Genomic DNA, 17,256 nt, shown 5'->3' with positions numbered 1-17,256 from the left:
AAATAAACGATAAATGCCCCTGCTTTTTAAAAAAATAAAATGTATAAATCAAAGGAAATTCTAAGACTATAGGCGTACTATAGTATAGGATATCTATTGATAATGATGAAAGTAGAGTAAGCTCAATGTGTAAATTTCTAAATGGAGTGGTGTAAATGAGGACGGTCTTATTTTTATTGGTTTTCTTTTTATTATCGACGACACATGTATTTGCAGAAGCAAGCCAGGCAGTGGAATCAGAATTGTATACCATTGCCGTCATTCCATACATAGGTGCAACAGCGGAGCTGAAAACTTATGTGAAAGATATTGTGAAAGATCAGTATATGGAAGGCTTTTTAGTTTCTAAAATTAAAATAATTCCCGAAGAGGATGTTCAAAAGGCTTTGAACCATGCGGGATATGACCCTTCAATAATGGAACTTCCTGAAAAAGATGTATTTGAAGCTGTTGCGAAAGATACAAAAGCGGATTATGTTATCGGGATGAAAATAGCCAAGTTGAATTGTAATGGTTACATTCAATTTATTTCTACTGAGATCAAAACGAAAGCGCAATTGCAATATAAATTTTATAATCGCAGTACGAATCGGTTGATCGTTTTTCAAACCAACGGATCGGCAAAAGATGCTGCTGCCAAAACATCTATAACAAATGCAATTCATGATGCTATGGAAGATGGGTACCAGAAAATTATCGACTCACTATAAACTACTGAAGCATCTATACTGCAAAATGTAAAAAACAACAACTAGAGATATTTTCACAATATCTCTAGTTGTTGTTTTTTTAATCCTAATAGTCTTCGCTAAGAATGTATTTTTCATAAAATTGCGATTTCTATCTGTCTGTGGTAAAATATTGCTACTTTAAAAGACGTAATGGGGGATGTAGACATGGCAAGACAAGAAGCTGGACGAGCTTATCAAAAAGTCATAGATTCAATAAAAAGAAAAATCATCTGTAATGAGGTTAATCTGGGGGATACTTTGCCGCCTGAACGTGAATTAGCCGAGACGCTGGGGGTAAGTCGCACTTCTATAAGAGAAGCCTTGCGGACATTAGAAGTCATGGGTATCATAACCAGTACACAAGGGGCGGGAAATGTGATTTCTGGTAATTTTGAAAAAAGCCTTGGTGAATCATTGGCGATGATGTTTTTGGTGCAGAAAATTGATTATAAACAGATCAGTGAATTGCGCTGCGGTCTGGAAAAAACAATGATTGCTTTGGCGATTGATAAGATCAGTAAAGAACAAACGGATCTATTAGAATCCATTATTGAAGCTATGGAGAAAAATACAGATGATACAGCGAATGTAGCATTGGATGAAAAACTACATTATACAATTGCCACGGCGGCCAGTAATCCCTTAATTGTTACAATTTTACAAGCTCTGGCTGATGTGATGCACCTGTTTATTAAGGATTTACGCAAAAAAATTATCGCAGAAGATAAAGGTAAAAAGCGCTTGCAGCTGGCACACCAACATATGGTTATGTGTTTGAAAGCTGGTGATAAAATTGGTGCTCAGGCTGCGATTGAAGAACATTTTCAGCTGGTCGATGAAAATCTGCGGTTCGATTATATGATGAAAAACACAACTTTTTAATGTCACAGCCATTGTTTCTTGCGAAAAAAGCGGAGCATACCTAATACGATTAAAAGCATGAACAATAGAAGGAAAGGATAGCCATAATCTAAATCGAGTTCAGGCATAGTCTTGAAATTCATGCCTTCAAGGCCGGCTAAAAACGTTAATGGAATGAAAATGGTTGAGATGATGGTTAAAACTTTCATAACTTCGTTCATGCGATTGCTGATGCTTGACAAATAAATATCCATCAAACCATTAACCATTTCACGGTAGGTCTCTACGGTGTCAATAATTTGTACAACATGATCGTAGACGTCGCGAATGTAGATATGCATTTGTGGACTTAACAGCTCAGAGTCGCCTCTTTCCAGATTGCTAATAATCTCACGCAACGGCCAGATGGCTTTGCGGATAAATAAGAGATCAGTACGCAGACCTTGAATCTCCTTAACTTGCGTGGCATCGACTTCTTGGATAACGCGTTCTTCTAAAAGATCAATTTGTTCACCGACATGTTCCAAGGCAATAAAATAATTGTCAACGACGAGATCGAGTAAAGCATAGCCAAGATAATCCGCCCCAGTTTTTCGAATTTTACTTTTACTGGAGCGCAAGCGATTACGAACTGCCTCAAAAACATTAAAATCGTTTTCTAAAAAAGTGATTACATAGTTTTTACCAATAATTAGAGAAATTTGTTCAATTAACAAATCATTGTCTTGCAAACGGATATTTTTCATGATTAAAAAAAGATATTCTCCATAGTCTTCTGTTTTTGGTCGATGACTTGTATTGAGCATATCTTCAAGAACTAAATTATGAATGCCGAATAACTGACCAATTTTATCTAATACTTCTATTTGACTGGCACCGACAATATCAATCCAGGTTACGGTCTCCGTTTGTTTAAAACTGGATAAATCATCAATGGAGTTGATTTCGCTTTCATAGAATCGATCACTATTGAAATCGATTACGCGTACTTTTGTTTTTACGGCTGGATCAAATCCATAGCCAATCAATGTACCAGGAGGAAGTCCTGCCTTCTGGGTAGAGAAACGGCGGCGTTTTTTCATTTAGATACCTCTTCTTATATATTATACTCATGGCTGTTATTGAGATTCTATTACAAAACCGAACAAAAAACAATATCATTTTAGGGCAAAAAGCGACTTGTTCTCAGTTGTCCTTAGAAAAAGGACTAACTAAATTGAGCAAAAGGTGTTATAATAAACAATAGGTCATAACAAAAGGGAGATGTTCAATATGGGAGATAAGAGCCCAAAGAACAAGGAAAAGAAAAAGAAAAAGGCCGATAAGAAAAAACCTACAACTCAAGCTAATGCTACATTAGCATCTATACAAGCAAAGTGATTTTCGCTTAGGACGCAGCTATAATTTATAGTTGCGTCTTTTCTTATTTAAAAAGAATTTTTAATAGATTTTGTTTTCATACAAGCAATACTAAATGATAAGCAGGAAATTTATTGCCGAAATGTATGATGATTTATCGTGTTGTGCAATAAAATACAAAGGCAATACTACAAATCATCGGTTAAAAAAAGCCTAAATGAGTCATAGTATACAAAGGTTCTGACAGTTATAAATACAGACTATGATTAAAACAATATAAATAAATAAAAAATAATTGAAATATTAAGTAAAGAGTGTTATATTATAAAAGTTAGTTGTATGATAATTTTTACAAATATGTATGACAACGAAAATGCGAAAGAAAAGTTGAATAAGGTAGTTTTTCATACAGTATGAGTAGGTGTGAAGCAAGCCGGCAAATTCACCAAGCTGCCATGTTGTATTTATGATATATAGATAATTAGGTCATTTATTTAGAAGTTTCAGAAAACTGTTTTATTTGAATGGAGGAGATTTTTCATATGATGGAAGATACTGTACAAGAAAACTTTGGAAGAATTTCAAATACGAGGGATCGAAAGACGGCTAAAATGCGTACTTTTATTTCATTTGCGGCGGGGATGGCCGGTCTGTTATTTGGCTTGGATATTGGTGTTATCGCAGGAGCCTTGCCATTTATTGCAAAGCATTTTGCTTTAAGCAGTCAACAGCAAGAATGGGTTGTTAGTTCAATGATGTTAGGGGCAGCATTTGGTGCAATTGCCACAGGGTGGCTGTCTTCACGTCTTGGAAGAAAATACAGTTTGTTAATTGGGGCAGGATTTTTCATTTTAGGTTCCATCGGTTCTGCGTTTGCAACGAGTGTAACAATTTTACTTGTGGCACGTGTTGTTTTGGGTTTTGCGGTGGGGATTGCTTCCTACACAGCACCTTTATATTTATCGGAAATGGCTGATAAAGAGATTCGGGGAAAATTGATTGCGATGTATCAACTGATGGTTACCGTAGGTATTTTATTAGCCTTTTTATCGGATACCGCTCTTAGCTATAGTGGAGATTGGCGGATGATGGTTGGTATTATTTGTGTACCAGCAGTGATTCTTATGCTGGCTGTTTTGAAGCTGCCAGATAGCCCAAGATGGCTGGCTTCAAAAGGACGTTTCGATGAAGCGAAAAGTGTATTACATATGCTGCATAGTAATGAAAGAAAAGTAGCGAGTGAATTATTGGATATTCGTGAAAGTTTAAAAGTCAAACAAGAAGGCTGGGGGCTTTTCAAAGCCAATAAAAATGTCCGCCGCGTCGTTTTTCTTGGTATGCTTTTACAGGCCATGCAACAGTTTACAGGGATGAACATTATAATGTATTATGCACCGAAAATTTTTAGTCTGGCAGGTTTTACGACAACCGAAGAACAGATGATGGCAACAGTAATCGATGGTTTAACGTTTGTGTTAGCAACTTTTATTGCCATGAATATGGTAGATAAAGCCGGTCGTAAACCAGCTTTGAAAATAGGGTTTTCGGTCATGGCAGCCGGAACTTTGATTTTGGGTGTTTGCTTGAATCTGATTGATAATGGTAGTACATCCACTTGGATTTCTTATATAGCAGTTGCGATGACGGTGGTTTGTATTGGCGGTTATGCCATGAGTGCTGCTCCGGTTGTTTGGATTTTGTGTTCGGAAATCCAACCGCTTAAGAGTCGTGATTTCGGGATTGCTTGTTCGACTACAACAAATTGGATTTCAAATATGATCATTGGTGCTACATTCTTGACATTATTGAATTCAGTTGGTTCAGCCATGACATTTTGGATTTATACGGGAATGAATGTTTTGTTTATTTTCTTTACAATTTACCTGATTCCTGAAACCAAAAATGTGACATTGGAACAAATTGAACAGAATTTATTGAAAGGCAAGAAACTTAGAGATATTGGCTGCTGAAAAGTTTCACAGTCGTTTAGAATATAGGAGGTTTTTTTATGGCGAAATATACAATCGGTGTTGACTTTGGGTCGCTTTCAGGGCGGGCTGTTTTAGTAGAAGTGGAAAGTGGACGCGAGTTAATCAGTTCAATTTATAAATATCCTCATGCGGTAATGGATACGTGTTTACCCGATGGCACAAAGCTGGGGGTTGACTGGGCTTTGCAAGATCCACAAGATTATATCGATGTTTTATCGAATACAATACCAGAACTTATTCACCAAACGGGAATTTCACCGAATGATATTATCGGTATTGGTACGGACTTTACAGCTTGTACGGTTTTACCGGTAAAAGCAGACGGTACACCATTGTGTTTCTTGCCTGAGTTTAAAGCCAATCCGCATGCCTATGTAAAACTTTGGAAACATCATGCAGCGCAGGATAAAGCCAATCGTTTAAATGAAATTGCCGCAGCGCGTGGTGAAAAATGGCTGGCTCGTTATGGTGGGAAAATTTCTTCGGAGTGGGAAATACCAAAACTTTGGCAAATATTGGATGAATCCCCTGAGGTTTATGCAGCAATGGATTATTTTGTAGAAGCCGCTGACTGGATTATTTGGCAGCTCACCGGTGTGCAGACCCGCAATTCTTGTACAGCTGGTTATAAGGCGATGTGGAATAAAAAAGAAGGGTATCCACCAAAAGACTTTTTTAAAGCCTTAGATTCACGCTTAGAAAATGTGATTGCTGATAAAATGAGCTGCCCGGTTACACCGCTCGGGCAAAAAGCGGGGGTCATTAGTCCACTGGCGGCAAAACTTACCGGTCTGAATGAAGGGACCGCTGTGGCGATTGGCAATGTGGATGCTCATGTAACGGTTCCGGCTGTGAAAATCAATGGAGTTGGCAAAATTTTGGCAATTATGGGAACTTCGACTTGTCATGTGCTTTTGGGTGAAGAAGAAAAAATGGTTCCGGGTATGTGTGGTGTTGTGGAAGATGGTATATTACCAGGATTTTTTGGTTATGAAGCAGGTCAGTCTTGTGTAGGCGATCATTTTGAATGGTTTGTTAATAACTGTCTGCCGGCTGCTTATTTGGCAGAGGCAAGAGATAAAACGATTGATATTCATCAGCTTTTGACTGAAAAAGCTGAAAAACTGACAGCTGGTGAAAGTGGGCTTTTGGCACTTGATTGGTGGAATGGCAATCGTTCTGTATTAGTGGATGTTGATTTGACAGGTATGATGCTGGGGATGACTCTTCAGACAAAGCCGGAAGAGATGTACCGGGCTTTGATTGAGGCGACTGCTTTTGGCACGCGAAAGATTATTGAAACATTTCGTGCCAATGGTGTGCCGATTCACGAATTTTATGCATCGGGCGGTATTTCACAGAAAAATGCATTAGCAATGCATATTTATGCCGACGTTATTAATCTGCCGGTTAAAATTGCTGGATCAACTCAGGGACCGGCACTTGGTTCTGCCATTTTCGGCGCTGTTGCAGCAGGGGCAGCTGCGGGTGGTTATGATAGTGTATTTGATGCGACGAAACATATGGGGAAATTGCGGTCGGATGTATATCTGCCAAATCCAAAAAATGCAGCTATTTACGATCGTTTATATAAAGAATATGATATTTTGCATGAATATTTTGGCCGCGGTGAAAATGATGTCATGAAACGTCTTAAAACAATAAAAAAAGAAGTCCTTGCGGATCAATAAAATAGACAAATGTAATGTATATGGAGGAATTTTACATGAAACAGTTAAAAGAATATAAATTTTGGTTTATTACTGGCAGTCAGCATCTTTATGGTGAAGAAACTTTGAAAAAAGTGGCGGAACATTCGGCTGTCATGGTTAAAAAACTCAATGAAGCTGGAATTTTACCAGTGACAATTGAATTTAAACTAGTGGCGACGACTTCGGACGCAATTGAACAGGTTATGGAAGATGCCAATTATGATCAGAGCTGTGCGGGTATCATTACTTGGATGCATACGTTTTCTCCATCCAAAATGTGGATTCGCGGGCTAGGTAAATTGCAGAAACCTTATTTGCATTTACATACACAATTTAATAAAGAAATTCCTAATGAAGAAATTGATATGGATTTCATGAATTTGAATCAATCTGCACATGGTGACCGTGAACACGGCTTTATTGGTACAAGGATGCGTTTGGCTCGTCGCGTGATTGTTGGTTACTGGGGCGATAAAAATGTACAGGAAAAAATTGGACTGTGGATGCGTACCGCGATTGGTGTTGCGGCTAGTAAATCATTGAAAGTTGCTCGCTTTGGTGACAATATGCGCGATGTTGCAGTAACGGAAGGCGATAAAGTCGAAGCACAGATCAAACTTGGCTGGTCGGTCAATACATACCCAGTTGGTGATCTAGTACCTTATATTGATGGGGTAACTGAAAAAGAAATTGATGCCTTGATGAAAGTTTATGAAGAAGAATATATTTTAAATACAAAGAATATTGATTCCGTTCGCTATCAAGCAAAAATGGAAATAGGCATGAAGAAATTTTTGCAGGAAGGTAAATTTGATGCTTTCGTTAATACCTTCGAAGATTTGTATGGCATGAAACAGCTTCCGGGGCTGGCAACACAACATTTGACAGCACAAGGTTATGGATTTGGTCCGGAAGGTGACTGGAAAGTTGCTGCAATGACAAGCTTAATGAAAACGATGGCGCAGGGCGTTGATAAGGGCACAGCTTTAATGGAAGATTATACCTATCATTTTGGGGATAATGGTGGCAGTTTAATTCTCGGTGCCCATATGTTAGAAGTATGCCCAAGTGTTGCCGCTGAAAAACCTAAAATTGAAGTACATGATTTGGGGATTGGCGGTAAAGATGCACCAGCGCGCTTGGTTTTTGAAGGTAAAGCAGGGAAAGCCATAACGGCATCTTTAATTGATATGGGGGGCAGAATGCGTTTGATTGTCAATGATGTTTTGGCTGTAAAACCAATTTTGTCTATGCCAAATTTGCCAGTTGCCAGAGTGATGTGGAAACCAATGCCAAATCTAGAAACATCAGCAGAAGCTTGGATTTTAGCTGGGGGAGCCCATCATAGTATTATCAGTTTTTCTGTTACAGCACAGCAGCTTGAAGATTGGGCGGCTATGATGGATATCGAGTTTGTTCATATTAATGAAAAAACGGAAATATCACAGTTTAAACATGATTTATTGATGTCAGATCTGATCTGGAAATTAAAGTAGGAGGATCGATAACGATGCTGGAAAAATTAAAAGAAGAAGTATACCATGCTAATATGATGCTGCCTGCTTATAAAATGGTGACATTTACCTGGGGGAATGTTTCAGCAATTGATCGTGAAACAGGTTTTATTGTTATCAAACCATCAGGCGTGGATTATGATAAAATGAGACCAGAAGATATGGTGGTTGTAGATCTGAATGGTAAGCGGATTGAGGGAAAACTTAATCCGTCGTCTGATACGGCAACACATATTGAACTTTATAAAGCTTGTCCTCAAATCGGTGGAGTTGTGCATACACATTCACGGTATGCGACTTCTTGGGCACAAGCTTGCTTAGCTATACCAGCACTTGGGACAACGCATGCAGACTATTTTTATGGTGCGATTCCTTGTACCAGAGATATGCACGAGGAAGAAATTCAAGGTGCCTATGAAAAAGAAACGGGTACAGTTATTATTGAAACGTTTGCCGGGCGAAATATGATGGATGTACCGGGTGTATTGGTACATTCACATGGACCGTTTGCCTGGGGTACGAATGCAAAAGAAGCGGTACACAATGCTGTTGTTTTAGAAGAAGTGGCTTGTATGGCATATCAGTCGATTACTTTAAATGGTGGAGCATTCCGTGAAATGCAGCAGGCTCTGCTGGATAAGCATTATTTGCGGAAACATGGCAAAAATGCTTATTATGGACAAAAATAATTGAAATCTATACCCCATTCCTGACGATTGCCATATAGAATATTTAATGCAATTAATTATAGTAGGGATTAAACTATAAAAACATAGGTTTTCCTAAAATTTTGTACAAAAAAGACTGACAAAAATGTTTCGCCAGAATTCTGGTTCGATACATTTTTCGTCAGTCTTTTTAAATTGCATTACGGGGCAGTTTAATCGTAAACGTGGTACCTTCCCCGAGTTTGCTGAAGACTTTTAAGGTTCCTTTATGCCTCTTGATGATCCACTTTGCCATGGAAAGCCCAAGTCCGGCACCACCGCGCTGACGCGAAGAGTCGGCTTGGTAAAAACGATCAAAAATTTTGGCGATATCTTCTTCGGCAATACCTTCACCAGTATCAATTACATTTATAACCGAAGTATCAACCGTGTTATAACAATTTGTTGTAATTTTACCATTGGGTGGGGTATGCCGCAGGGCATTGTCAATGAGGATGGTTAACACTTGTTTAATACGAGCCGGATCGCCAAGCCCCGTTATAGCTTGACCGTGAACTTTGGTTTCAAGCGTTATTTCCTTTTCAGCGGCTAGCAGTTCAAAGGCTGTAACCGCACTTTCAACAACCGTATCAAGGGAAAAATATTCTTTTTCCAGTAGTTGCTGATTGGCATCGGCGCGAGCAAGAAACAAAAGCGAGTTGATGAGTTCTGTCATACGAGTTGTCTCACCTTGCAGATTGTTAAGCCATTTGCGATTGTTATCAAGTGTATCACCGGGCGGCGCTCCTTTCATAATATCAAGGTTAGTCTGCATGATTGTAATTGGAGTTCTGAGCTCATGGGACGCATTGGCAACAAATTTCTTTTGCTGGGTAGTCGCATATTGGATTGGTTTTATCACGTGTTTTGCCATGAAAAAACTGGCGAGAAAAGAAAGCAATGTACAAAATAAACCAGCTAAAATTAAATAGGATACAGTAGTATGAAAAATGGTTCGTTCTTCCGATTGGTCATCAAATACAATTAAAAATCCGCCATTTGATAATGGCGTTTTAAGATAGGAAAAGGGAATCGTGGCAAATTCAATATCATCTCGTAGTTTAGTCGATTTGACCGTAGCTTGTACGAGTTTCGATAGAGTATCATTGTCAACCGTGATATCAGAAGATTTATGCACAATAATTCCAATGGCATCTGTTTTGATAAAGAAAAAACTGGGGTGGGGCATGGGAAATATGCTAGGACGTTTTTCTTCAGAATCGTTATCTCGCATATTACGTGGTGGTAAATCGACCATATTATTTTGCGTGACATTTTTAGTGATCTTGGTTAAGGTATAATCGGTGGTGCTTTGCGAATTAAACTCTAGTAAAATACATACGCCAGAAATTAAAATAATAAATAAAAATACGGTTACAGCAGCATTAATAAGCGTCATTTTTATGTGAAGCTGGCGAAACATTTATTGTTCCTCTTCAAAGGAATAACCAATACCGCGGATTGTCCTGATATTGGTTAAATTCAATTTTTTTCGCAAGTAATAGATATATAAATCGACATTCGCTATGCCGGCATCACTGTTATAACCCCATATTTTTTCCATGATACGTTCTTTGGTGACGACTTGTCCTTGGTTTTGCATAAGCAGTGATAAAAGAGCAGTCTCTTTGACCGTGAGCTGAATTTTTGTCTTTCCTTTTAAAAGTGCTTCACCGTGTAATGGATATAGAGTGATGCCGCCGCTTTCAATGATATTTTCTGTTGATTTTTTTTCACTGCGGCGTGTGAGGACTTTTATGCGAGCGAGTAGTTCTTCGGTAAAAAATGGTTTGATAAGATAATCATCAGCACCAGCCTCAAGTCCGGCAACACGTTCACTTGGTTCATCTTTGGCGGTGAGCAAAAGCACAGGGGTGTCATTTTTTTCTTTGCGCATTTCTTTTAGAACAGACAGCCCATCTAAGCGTGGCAGCATACGATCGAGTACTATGACATCGTATTTGTTTTCTCGTGTCATCTGGAGTGCTGTGAGGCCGTCTAGAGCAGTTTCTACTGTATACCCAGCCCTGCCTATTAATACGGTGAGCGCCTCACTTAGTTTTACTTCATCTTCAACCAATAATAAATTCATTTGAATCAACCTTCTTTTCACAAAATATGAGATATTTTAAGTATGAAGAACAATCATTGGAACTTCATTTGTTTTTTTAGGGAAATTAGACTACAATATATATAATCTATCATAAAATCGGGAAAAAGTGAAAAAAATGAAAAATAAATATAAAGAGGTGCATTGAATGGGAATAAAATTTGCTGAACTTAAGGTCAGCGAGACTTTATGTGATATATTAAAGAAAAACGGCATTGTAGAAGCGACGCCAGTACAAGAAGAAGCGATTCCGGTTGTTCGAAGCGGTAAAGATGTCATTGTACAGGCACAGACCGGAACGGGGAAAACTTTGGCGTTTTTGCTGCCAATTATGGAAAAAATAAAAATAAATGCGCCAGCGGTGCAGGCACTTATTGTTACACCAACTAGGGAGTTGACGATTCAAATTGCAAAGGTTGCTGCAAAAATTGGTGATGAAGCCGGGATTAAATCTTTGGCAATCTATGGTGGACAAGACGTAGACCGCCAAATCCAAAAACTGGGTCGTAATCCTCATATCATTATTGGAACCCCTGGTCGCCTATTAGACCATTTGCGTCGTAAGACAATTGATCTTTCAACGGCCAATAAAGTAGTGCTCGATGAAGCGGATGAGATGCTGCATATGGGTTTTCTGGAAGAGGTAGAAGGATTGCTGCGAGCTACAGCTCGTGATCGTCAAACTATGTTTTTTTCCGCAACGATTCCTGATCGGATTAAAGGCTTATCCCATCACTACATGACGAATCCAGTTTCGATTGAAATCAAAGCAGAACATGTCACGCTCGATGAGATTAATCAGATTATCGTCAATACTGAGGAAGATACAAAAATAGATAAACTTTGTGGATTTATCAATGAATATCAGCCTTATTTGGCAATGGTTTTTTGCCATACGAAAAAAAGAGTTGCGGATGTTGCAATGGCTTTAGCGGGTCGGGGTTATCTTGCCGATGAACTGCATGGCGATTTGTCGCAGTCACAGCGAACGTTAGTTTTGAAGCGTTTCCGTGATGCGAAACTGCAAATTTTGGTTGCAACAGATATTGCAGCACGCGGGCTTGACATTGAAGGCGTTACGCATGTTTTTAATTATGATGTTCCACATGATGCAGAAGCTTATATCCATCGCATTGGCAGAACGGGACGGGCGGGGGAAAAAGGTACAGCAATTACTTTTGTTAATGCTCGCCAGCATGAGTATCTGCGCATGATCGAAAAAGGAATACAAAGTCGGCTGCAAAAACAGAAAATGGAGTGCCGGGAAAAACCAGGTAAAGAAATATCGCAGCGAAAACCAAGTGAAGCAGCGAAAAAACTAGGTAAACCGAGCAAGAAATATGCAGCAAATAAACCTAAGACGGCTGAACATGGCGGGGTAAATCATCGTAGTTCTCGTCCGAAGGCTGCTGCTGGAAAAGCCAATAATCCGACATCTTTTAAAGGAAAGTTAGGTGCGAAAAAGAAAATAGTAAAACGTCGCATTCGATAAATTCATTAAAAATAAATGGGAGACAAGTTGTTTGTAAAAAAGCAGCTTGTCTCCCATTTATTTTTAATATTAATGGATAGCAAGAGTTGTTCATTTTTTTTGTGATGCATGTGGTAATCTTAGGAAAGTTTCTTAAATTAAAATGTAGAGTGAGGTTATTTTATGCAACGACGTGTAGTTATTACAGGGATGGGGGCCGTTACTTCATTGGGACTGGATGTGCCATCTTTTTGGCAAGCAATAAAACAGGGGAAAAATGGTATTACTCATATTGAAAGAATTGATACGAGTGATTTGCCGACCAAGCTAGCTGCTGAGATAAAAAATTTTGATCCTTGTAATTTTATGGATAAAAAAGAAGCAAAACGAACAGACCGCTTTTCTCAATATGCTATGGCAGCAACAAAGGAGGCATTAGCTGATGCAAGACTGGATACGGAGTTGCTGCAACAAGAAACAGTTGGTATGATTATTGGTTCTGGGATCGGCGGGCTGGAAACCTTGGAAAAACAGCATGAAATACTTTTGACGAAGGGGGCAGACAGGGTCAGTCCTTTTTTGATTCCGATGATGCTGCCGAATATGGCAGCTGGAATGACGGCGATTGAGTTTGGTATTAAAGGATTTGTGGAGTGTACCGTGTCGGCATGTGCTTCTTCAACGAATGCGATTGGTGATGCTTTTAAGATAATCCAAAGAGCCAATTCTGATATTATGATTGCCGGCGGTACGGAAGCCCCTATTACCAGACTCGCTATGGCGGGTTTTTGTGCGAATAAAGCCATGACACGTAATGTTGATACGGAGACTGCCTGTCGTCCGTTTGACAGGGATCGAGATGGTTTTGTTATGGGCGAAGGTGCTGGTATTGTCGTTTTAGAAGAAATGGAACATGCAAAAAAACGCGGAGCGCATATTATAGCTGAACTCGTTGGTTATGGGTGTACCAATGATGCTTATCATATTACTGCTGGTGCACCTGGTGGAGAAGGTGCAGCCAGATGTATGCAAATGGCTTTAAAAGATGCTAAAATAGACTCAACAGCTATTCAATATATTAATGCTCATGGCACTTCAACCGGAGTTGGTGATAAAGGGGAAACACAGGCAATCAAAGAAGTTTTTCAGGATTATGCCTATAAAGTGGCAATCAGCTCGACGAAATCAATGACCGGGCATTTGCTCGGGGCAGCAGGTGGGATAGAAGCTATTATTACGGCATTGGCACTTCAAGATGGTTTTGTACCGCCAACGATTCATTATCATACGGCCGATGATGATTGTAACTTAAATTATACGGCGAATACAGGCCATAGTACTGATTTGGAATATGGTTTATCCAATTCTTTTGGCTTTGGCGGACATAATGCCACTTTGATTTTCCGCAAGTACCAGCCGGAGCTATGAACTTTCAGTATGGGGGTATATTAGAATGGACCTAAGGGCAACTATGGCAGAGTGTTTTCAATATATAGAAATCAATTTATATCAGAAGCTGAATCTCGATGCGATAGCAGCACATTGTGGTATATCAAAATACTATTTAGATCGGATTTTTAAATCATTAACGGGAGAATCGGTGATGGAATATGTACAGTTTCGTAAGTTATCTGCCAGTATTTCGGATTTAAAAGATAAAAATCGGCGGGTGATTGACATTGCGATGGAATATGGATTTGATTATGAACAATCTTATATTCGAGCTTTTCGCAAAAAATTTGGCATTACACCACTCAAATTGAGATCCGAAGCACAATCGCTGCATATTCAAGAAAAACTTACGATTGATGATATTATGTCAGTCAATAATTCGGTCGTTTATAAGCCTTCGTTTATGTTTAAACAGCAATTTTATCTGATTGGTCAAAAACATAAAATACTGAGCAAATCGGGTGATAAGATCGCGAATTTATATGGGCGGGAGTTCTTTTATAAGCAGCGCCAAAATATTTTAAACCCAGTAGATCCAGAAATTTATTTTGGCTATACCGATTGGAGTGATCGTATTAATGGGGCAATTTATTATATGCCGGGTTTGCAGGTCCAAAATTTGAATCATATTCCGGCTGGGATGGTAGGAATTTCAATTCCGGCACATAAATATGTAGTTTTTCGCTTTGTGGGATTTTTTCATCCAGATGAATTAAATGGTCGTAAAGTGGGGCGGCTGCTCGTTCATCTCTATTCAAAATGGATTTTCAAATCTGGTTATAAATTTGCCGATCAATTTCGTTTTGAATATATAAATAATGTTTTATGCAAAGACAATTATTGTGAACTCGATATTTATCAACCTATTTTAGAAGCTTAAAACAAGTTTTGACGAGGCATGTAGTTTTTCTACATGTCTCGAATTTTTTTGCAGGCATCTGTAGAGGATGTTATAATATTCTTTATGTATACAAATGTACTTATTTAAATGATTTTTATAACAAAATAAAGTATGCAGATGGAAATAAGTCTTAAAAGTGTAATTTGTAAAATTTCAGTCTTAGTGTGGTGAAGTTATGCCATATTAAAGAATTTAGCTGAGTAAAATAGGAGGTATTGGGTTATGCAATTTGCAAGAAGAATGGATCAATTTGGTGAAGGAATTTTTTCTCGATTATTGGAAATCAAACGAAAAAAAGTCGAAAATGGCGAAACAATTATTGACTTAAGTGTGGGAACCCCGAATATTCCACCGGCACAGCATATAATGGATGCCTTATGTACAGCGGCGGCGGATCCTAAAAATTATATCTACGCAGTCAATGATCAAATGGCTTTATTAGATGCGGTCAGCAGCTGGTACGACACGCGATATGGGGTTACACTGGATCCAAAAACAGAAATTTGTTCTCTATTGGGATCACAGGAAGGTTTGGCTCATATAGCACTTTCCATTGTTGATGAGGGCGATGTTGTACTGGTTCCTGATCCTTGTTATCCAGTATTTGCAGATGGCCCGCTGCTTGCCGGTGCAGAGCTTTATTATATGCCGCAGAAAAAAGAAAATGGCTATGTGATCCAATTGCAGGATATTTCAGTGGATATTGCTAAAAAAGCAAAATTTATGGTTGTATCGTACCCTAATAACCCAACTACAGTTATGGCGCCAAAAGAGTTTTACTTAGATTTGATTGCTTTCGCCAGAAAATATGATATTGTCGTTCTTCATGATAATGCTTATAGTGAATTGGTTTTTGATGGAAAAACTTGTGGCAGCTTTCTCACCTTTCCTGGAGCCAGAGAGATCGGGGTGGAATTTAACTCCTTATCGAAAACCTATGGTTTAGCTGGAGCAAGAATTGGCTTTTGTGTTGGCAATGCCGAGGTGGTATCGCGATTAAAGACATTGAAATCAAATATGGACTATGGTATGTTTTTGCCAATTCAAAAAGCAGCGATTGCTGCTATTACTGGCGATCAAGGCTGCGTAGCGGTTATGAAAGATGCGTATGAAAGACGTAGAGATGTTTTATGTGATGGGTTTAAATCCATTGGCTGGAACATGGAAAAACCGGAAGCTACGATGTTTGTTTGGGCTGTGATTCCGCCGCATTATAAAAAATCAACTGACTTTGCCATGGATTTAGTGGAAAAAGCCGGTGTTATGCTGACCCCTGGCAGTGCTTTTGGACCATCCGGCGAAGGCCATGTACGCATGGCTCTGGTGCAGGATGAAGTTGTGCTGCAGCAAGCGGTTGAGGCTGTGAAAAAGAGCGGAATTTTAAAAGTATAGTTTTCGTGCAAGCTGAAAAATAATTCATACATATATACTAAGTTGCATTAAATATTCTGTCTGGCAGACTGGTAGGCTAGATGCAATTTCTTTAATGCATTTATATAGCAAACTTGCATGTTGAGATTTGATTTGTCTTTGTTGTAAATGGGCGAACAAAAAGTGTGTATAGGCAGTGAAACTGACTTATACACACTTTTTGTATACGATTTTTTAATAGATTAGTTTGATTTCACGTTTGTCAAAAAAATCAATCCAAGTTTGTGATGGTATTTTGTTGGTAACGATATAGTCAATGCAAGTGAAATCGCTTGTCCTGGTAAAAGCCGTTTTATCAAACTTTGAATGATCAATGAGCAAAATGCATTTTTTTGCCTGCTTCATCATTTGCTGCTTAATAATACTTTCTTGTTCGTTTGACTCCATAATACCCTTGTCGCGGTCAATTCCTTTACAACTGATGATCGCCAAGTCCACATAGTAGTTTTGCAGAGAATTACAGGCAGATGGACCAACGAGGGCATAAGAATGGGCCCGTAAGGTACCACCGCTCGATATAATCGTAAAAGGAGAGTTCACAAAATCATTCACTAATTTGATAGAATTTGTAATAACAGTCAATTCTTTTTTGCTTTTTAACTGATGAAGCAAGGTTAGACACGTTGTGCTGGAATCAACCATCAAGGTATCGTTGTCGTTGACTAGAAATTCGGCTTTTTTGGCAATGGCTTGTTTATCCGTATTGTTGATGGAATTCCGTTTTAAAAAGGAAAGATCTTCACGAGTATGTTCATTGAGAACAGCACCACCGTAACTGCGCCTGAGTAAATCCTGGGTTTCGAGTTTTTCAAGATCACGGCGTACGGTTTCTTCGGTTACTTTTAATATTTTACTTAGATCAGCCACATAAACTTTTCGGTCACTGGTCAGATACTCCATGATTTTTTGGCGGCGTTCTATTCCTAACATCATATATCACTCCTATTGTGTATCGAAAATTTTAAAAAGTCAATCGCGTGTTTTTCTTTAGTATACCTATAGATATTCCTTTAAGT

Annotated in this window: 14 protein-coding genes; 10 read left to right on the top strand and 4 right to left on the bottom strand. The window is 38.7% G+C overall.

Annotated features, from left to right (window positions below):
- Positions 1–155: 155 nt before the first annotated feature.
- Together F606_RS0115820 and F606_RS0115815 are read left to right on the top strand one after the other, a co-directional pair.
- Complete coding sequence (locus tag F606_RS0115820; RefSeq protein ID WP_019554867.1) at positions 156–710, top strand: hypothetical protein; 555 nt, start codon at positions 156–158, stop codon at positions 708–710.
- Between the two features lie 186 nt (positions 711–896).
- Positions 897–1,613, top strand: a complete 717-nt coding sequence (locus F606_RS0115815) for a FadR/GntR family transcriptional regulator (protein WP_019554866.1) — start codon at positions 897–899, stop codon at positions 1,611–1,613.
- A 2-nt stretch (positions 1,614–1,615) separates the two neighbouring features.
- Here F606_RS0115815 and corA read toward each other — a convergent pair whose 3' ends face one another.
- The gene (corA, locus tag F606_RS0115810) at positions 1,616–2,674 is read right to left on the bottom strand and encodes a magnesium/cobalt transporter CorA (RefSeq protein WP_019554865.1); all 1,059 of its coding nucleotides are present in this window, start codon (positions 2,672–2,674) and stop codon (positions 1,616–1,618) included.
- Positions 2,675–3,493: 819 nt separating this feature from the next.
- Here corA and F606_RS0115800 point away from each other — a divergent pair.
- Genes F606_RS0115800 through araD form a run of 4 tightly spaced genes read left to right on the top strand, consistent with a single transcriptional unit; the run spans position 3,494 to position 8,857 of the window.
- Entirely contained in the window at positions 3,494–4,921 is a 1,428-nt protein-coding gene (locus F606_RS0115800; RefSeq protein ID WP_019554863.1) for a sugar porter family MFS transporter, read from the top strand.
- A gap of 38 nt (positions 4,922–4,959) precedes the next feature.
- A complete protein-coding gene (araB, locus tag F606_RS0115795) occupies positions 4,960–6,633 on the top strand; it encodes a ribulokinase (RefSeq protein WP_019554862.1) in 1,674 nt (557 codons plus the stop codon).
- A 35-nt stretch (positions 6,634–6,668) separates the two neighbouring features.
- Positions 6,669–8,150 (top strand): L-arabinose isomerase, encoded by a 1,482-nt coding sequence (gene araA, locus F606_RS0115790; RefSeq protein ID WP_019554861.1) that lies wholly within the window; start codon positions 6,669–6,671, stop codon positions 8,148–8,150.
- Positions 8,151–8,164: 14 nt separating this feature from the next.
- Entirely contained in the window at positions 8,165–8,857 is a 693-nt protein-coding gene (araD, locus tag F606_RS0115785) for an L-ribulose-5-phosphate 4-epimerase (RefSeq protein WP_019554860.1), read from the top strand.
- A 169-nt stretch (positions 8,858–9,026) separates the two neighbouring features.
- Here the strand turns inward: araD and F606_RS21360 are convergent, their stop codons facing one another.
- Positions 9,027–10,298 (bottom strand): sensor histidine kinase, encoded by a 1,272-nt coding sequence (locus F606_RS21360; protein ID WP_019554859.1) that lies wholly within the window; start codon positions 10,296–10,298, stop codon positions 9,027–9,029.
- Entirely contained in the window at positions 10,299–10,967 is a 669-nt protein-coding gene (locus F606_RS0115775) for a response regulator transcription factor (protein WP_019554858.1), read from the bottom strand. It abuts the gene before it with no gap.
- A 166-nt stretch (positions 10,968–11,133) separates the two neighbouring features.
- Here F606_RS0115775 and F606_RS0115770 point away from each other — a divergent pair, with 166 nt between their 5' ends.
- From F606_RS0115770 to F606_RS0115755, 4 genes are all read left to right on the top strand, one after another.
- On the top strand, positions 11,134–12,477 hold the full coding sequence (locus tag F606_RS0115770) for a DEAD/DEAH box helicase (RefSeq protein WP_019554857.1): 1,344 nt from the start codon (positions 11,134–11,136) through the stop codon (positions 12,475–12,477).
- 162 nt (positions 12,478–12,639) lie between these two features.
- A complete protein-coding gene (fabF, locus tag F606_RS0115765) occupies positions 12,640–13,884 on the top strand; it encodes a beta-ketoacyl-ACP synthase II (protein WP_019554856.1) in 1,245 nt (414 codons plus the stop codon).
- 25 nt (positions 13,885–13,909) lie between these two features.
- A complete protein-coding gene (locus F606_RS0115760) occupies positions 13,910–14,788 on the top strand; it encodes an AraC family transcriptional regulator (RefSeq protein ID WP_019554855.1) in 879 nt (292 codons plus the stop codon).
- A gap of 243 nt (positions 14,789–15,031) precedes the next feature.
- Entirely contained in the window at positions 15,032–16,201 is a 1,170-nt protein-coding gene (locus F606_RS0115755) for an aminotransferase class I/II-fold pyridoxal phosphate-dependent enzyme (RefSeq protein ID WP_019554854.1), read from the top strand.
- Positions 16,202–16,414: 213 nt separating this feature from the next.
- Here F606_RS0115755 and F606_RS0115750 read toward each other — a convergent pair whose 3' ends face one another.
- Positions 16,415–17,170 (bottom strand): DeoR/GlpR family DNA-binding transcription regulator, encoded by a 756-nt coding sequence (locus F606_RS0115750; RefSeq protein WP_019554853.1) that lies wholly within the window; start codon positions 17,168–17,170, stop codon positions 16,415–16,417.
- Between the last annotated feature and the right edge of the window lie 86 nt (positions 17,171–17,256).

Origin of the sequence: Propionispira raffinosivorans DSM 20765, from assembly GCF_000381065.1 — a bacterium.
Lineage (GTDB): Bacteria > Bacillota > Negativicutes > Selenomonadales > Selenomonadaceae > Propionispira > Propionispira raffinosivorans.
The sequence above is the reverse complement of the archived record's forward strand: the minus strand, read 5'-3'. Positions and strand labels throughout refer to the sequence as shown.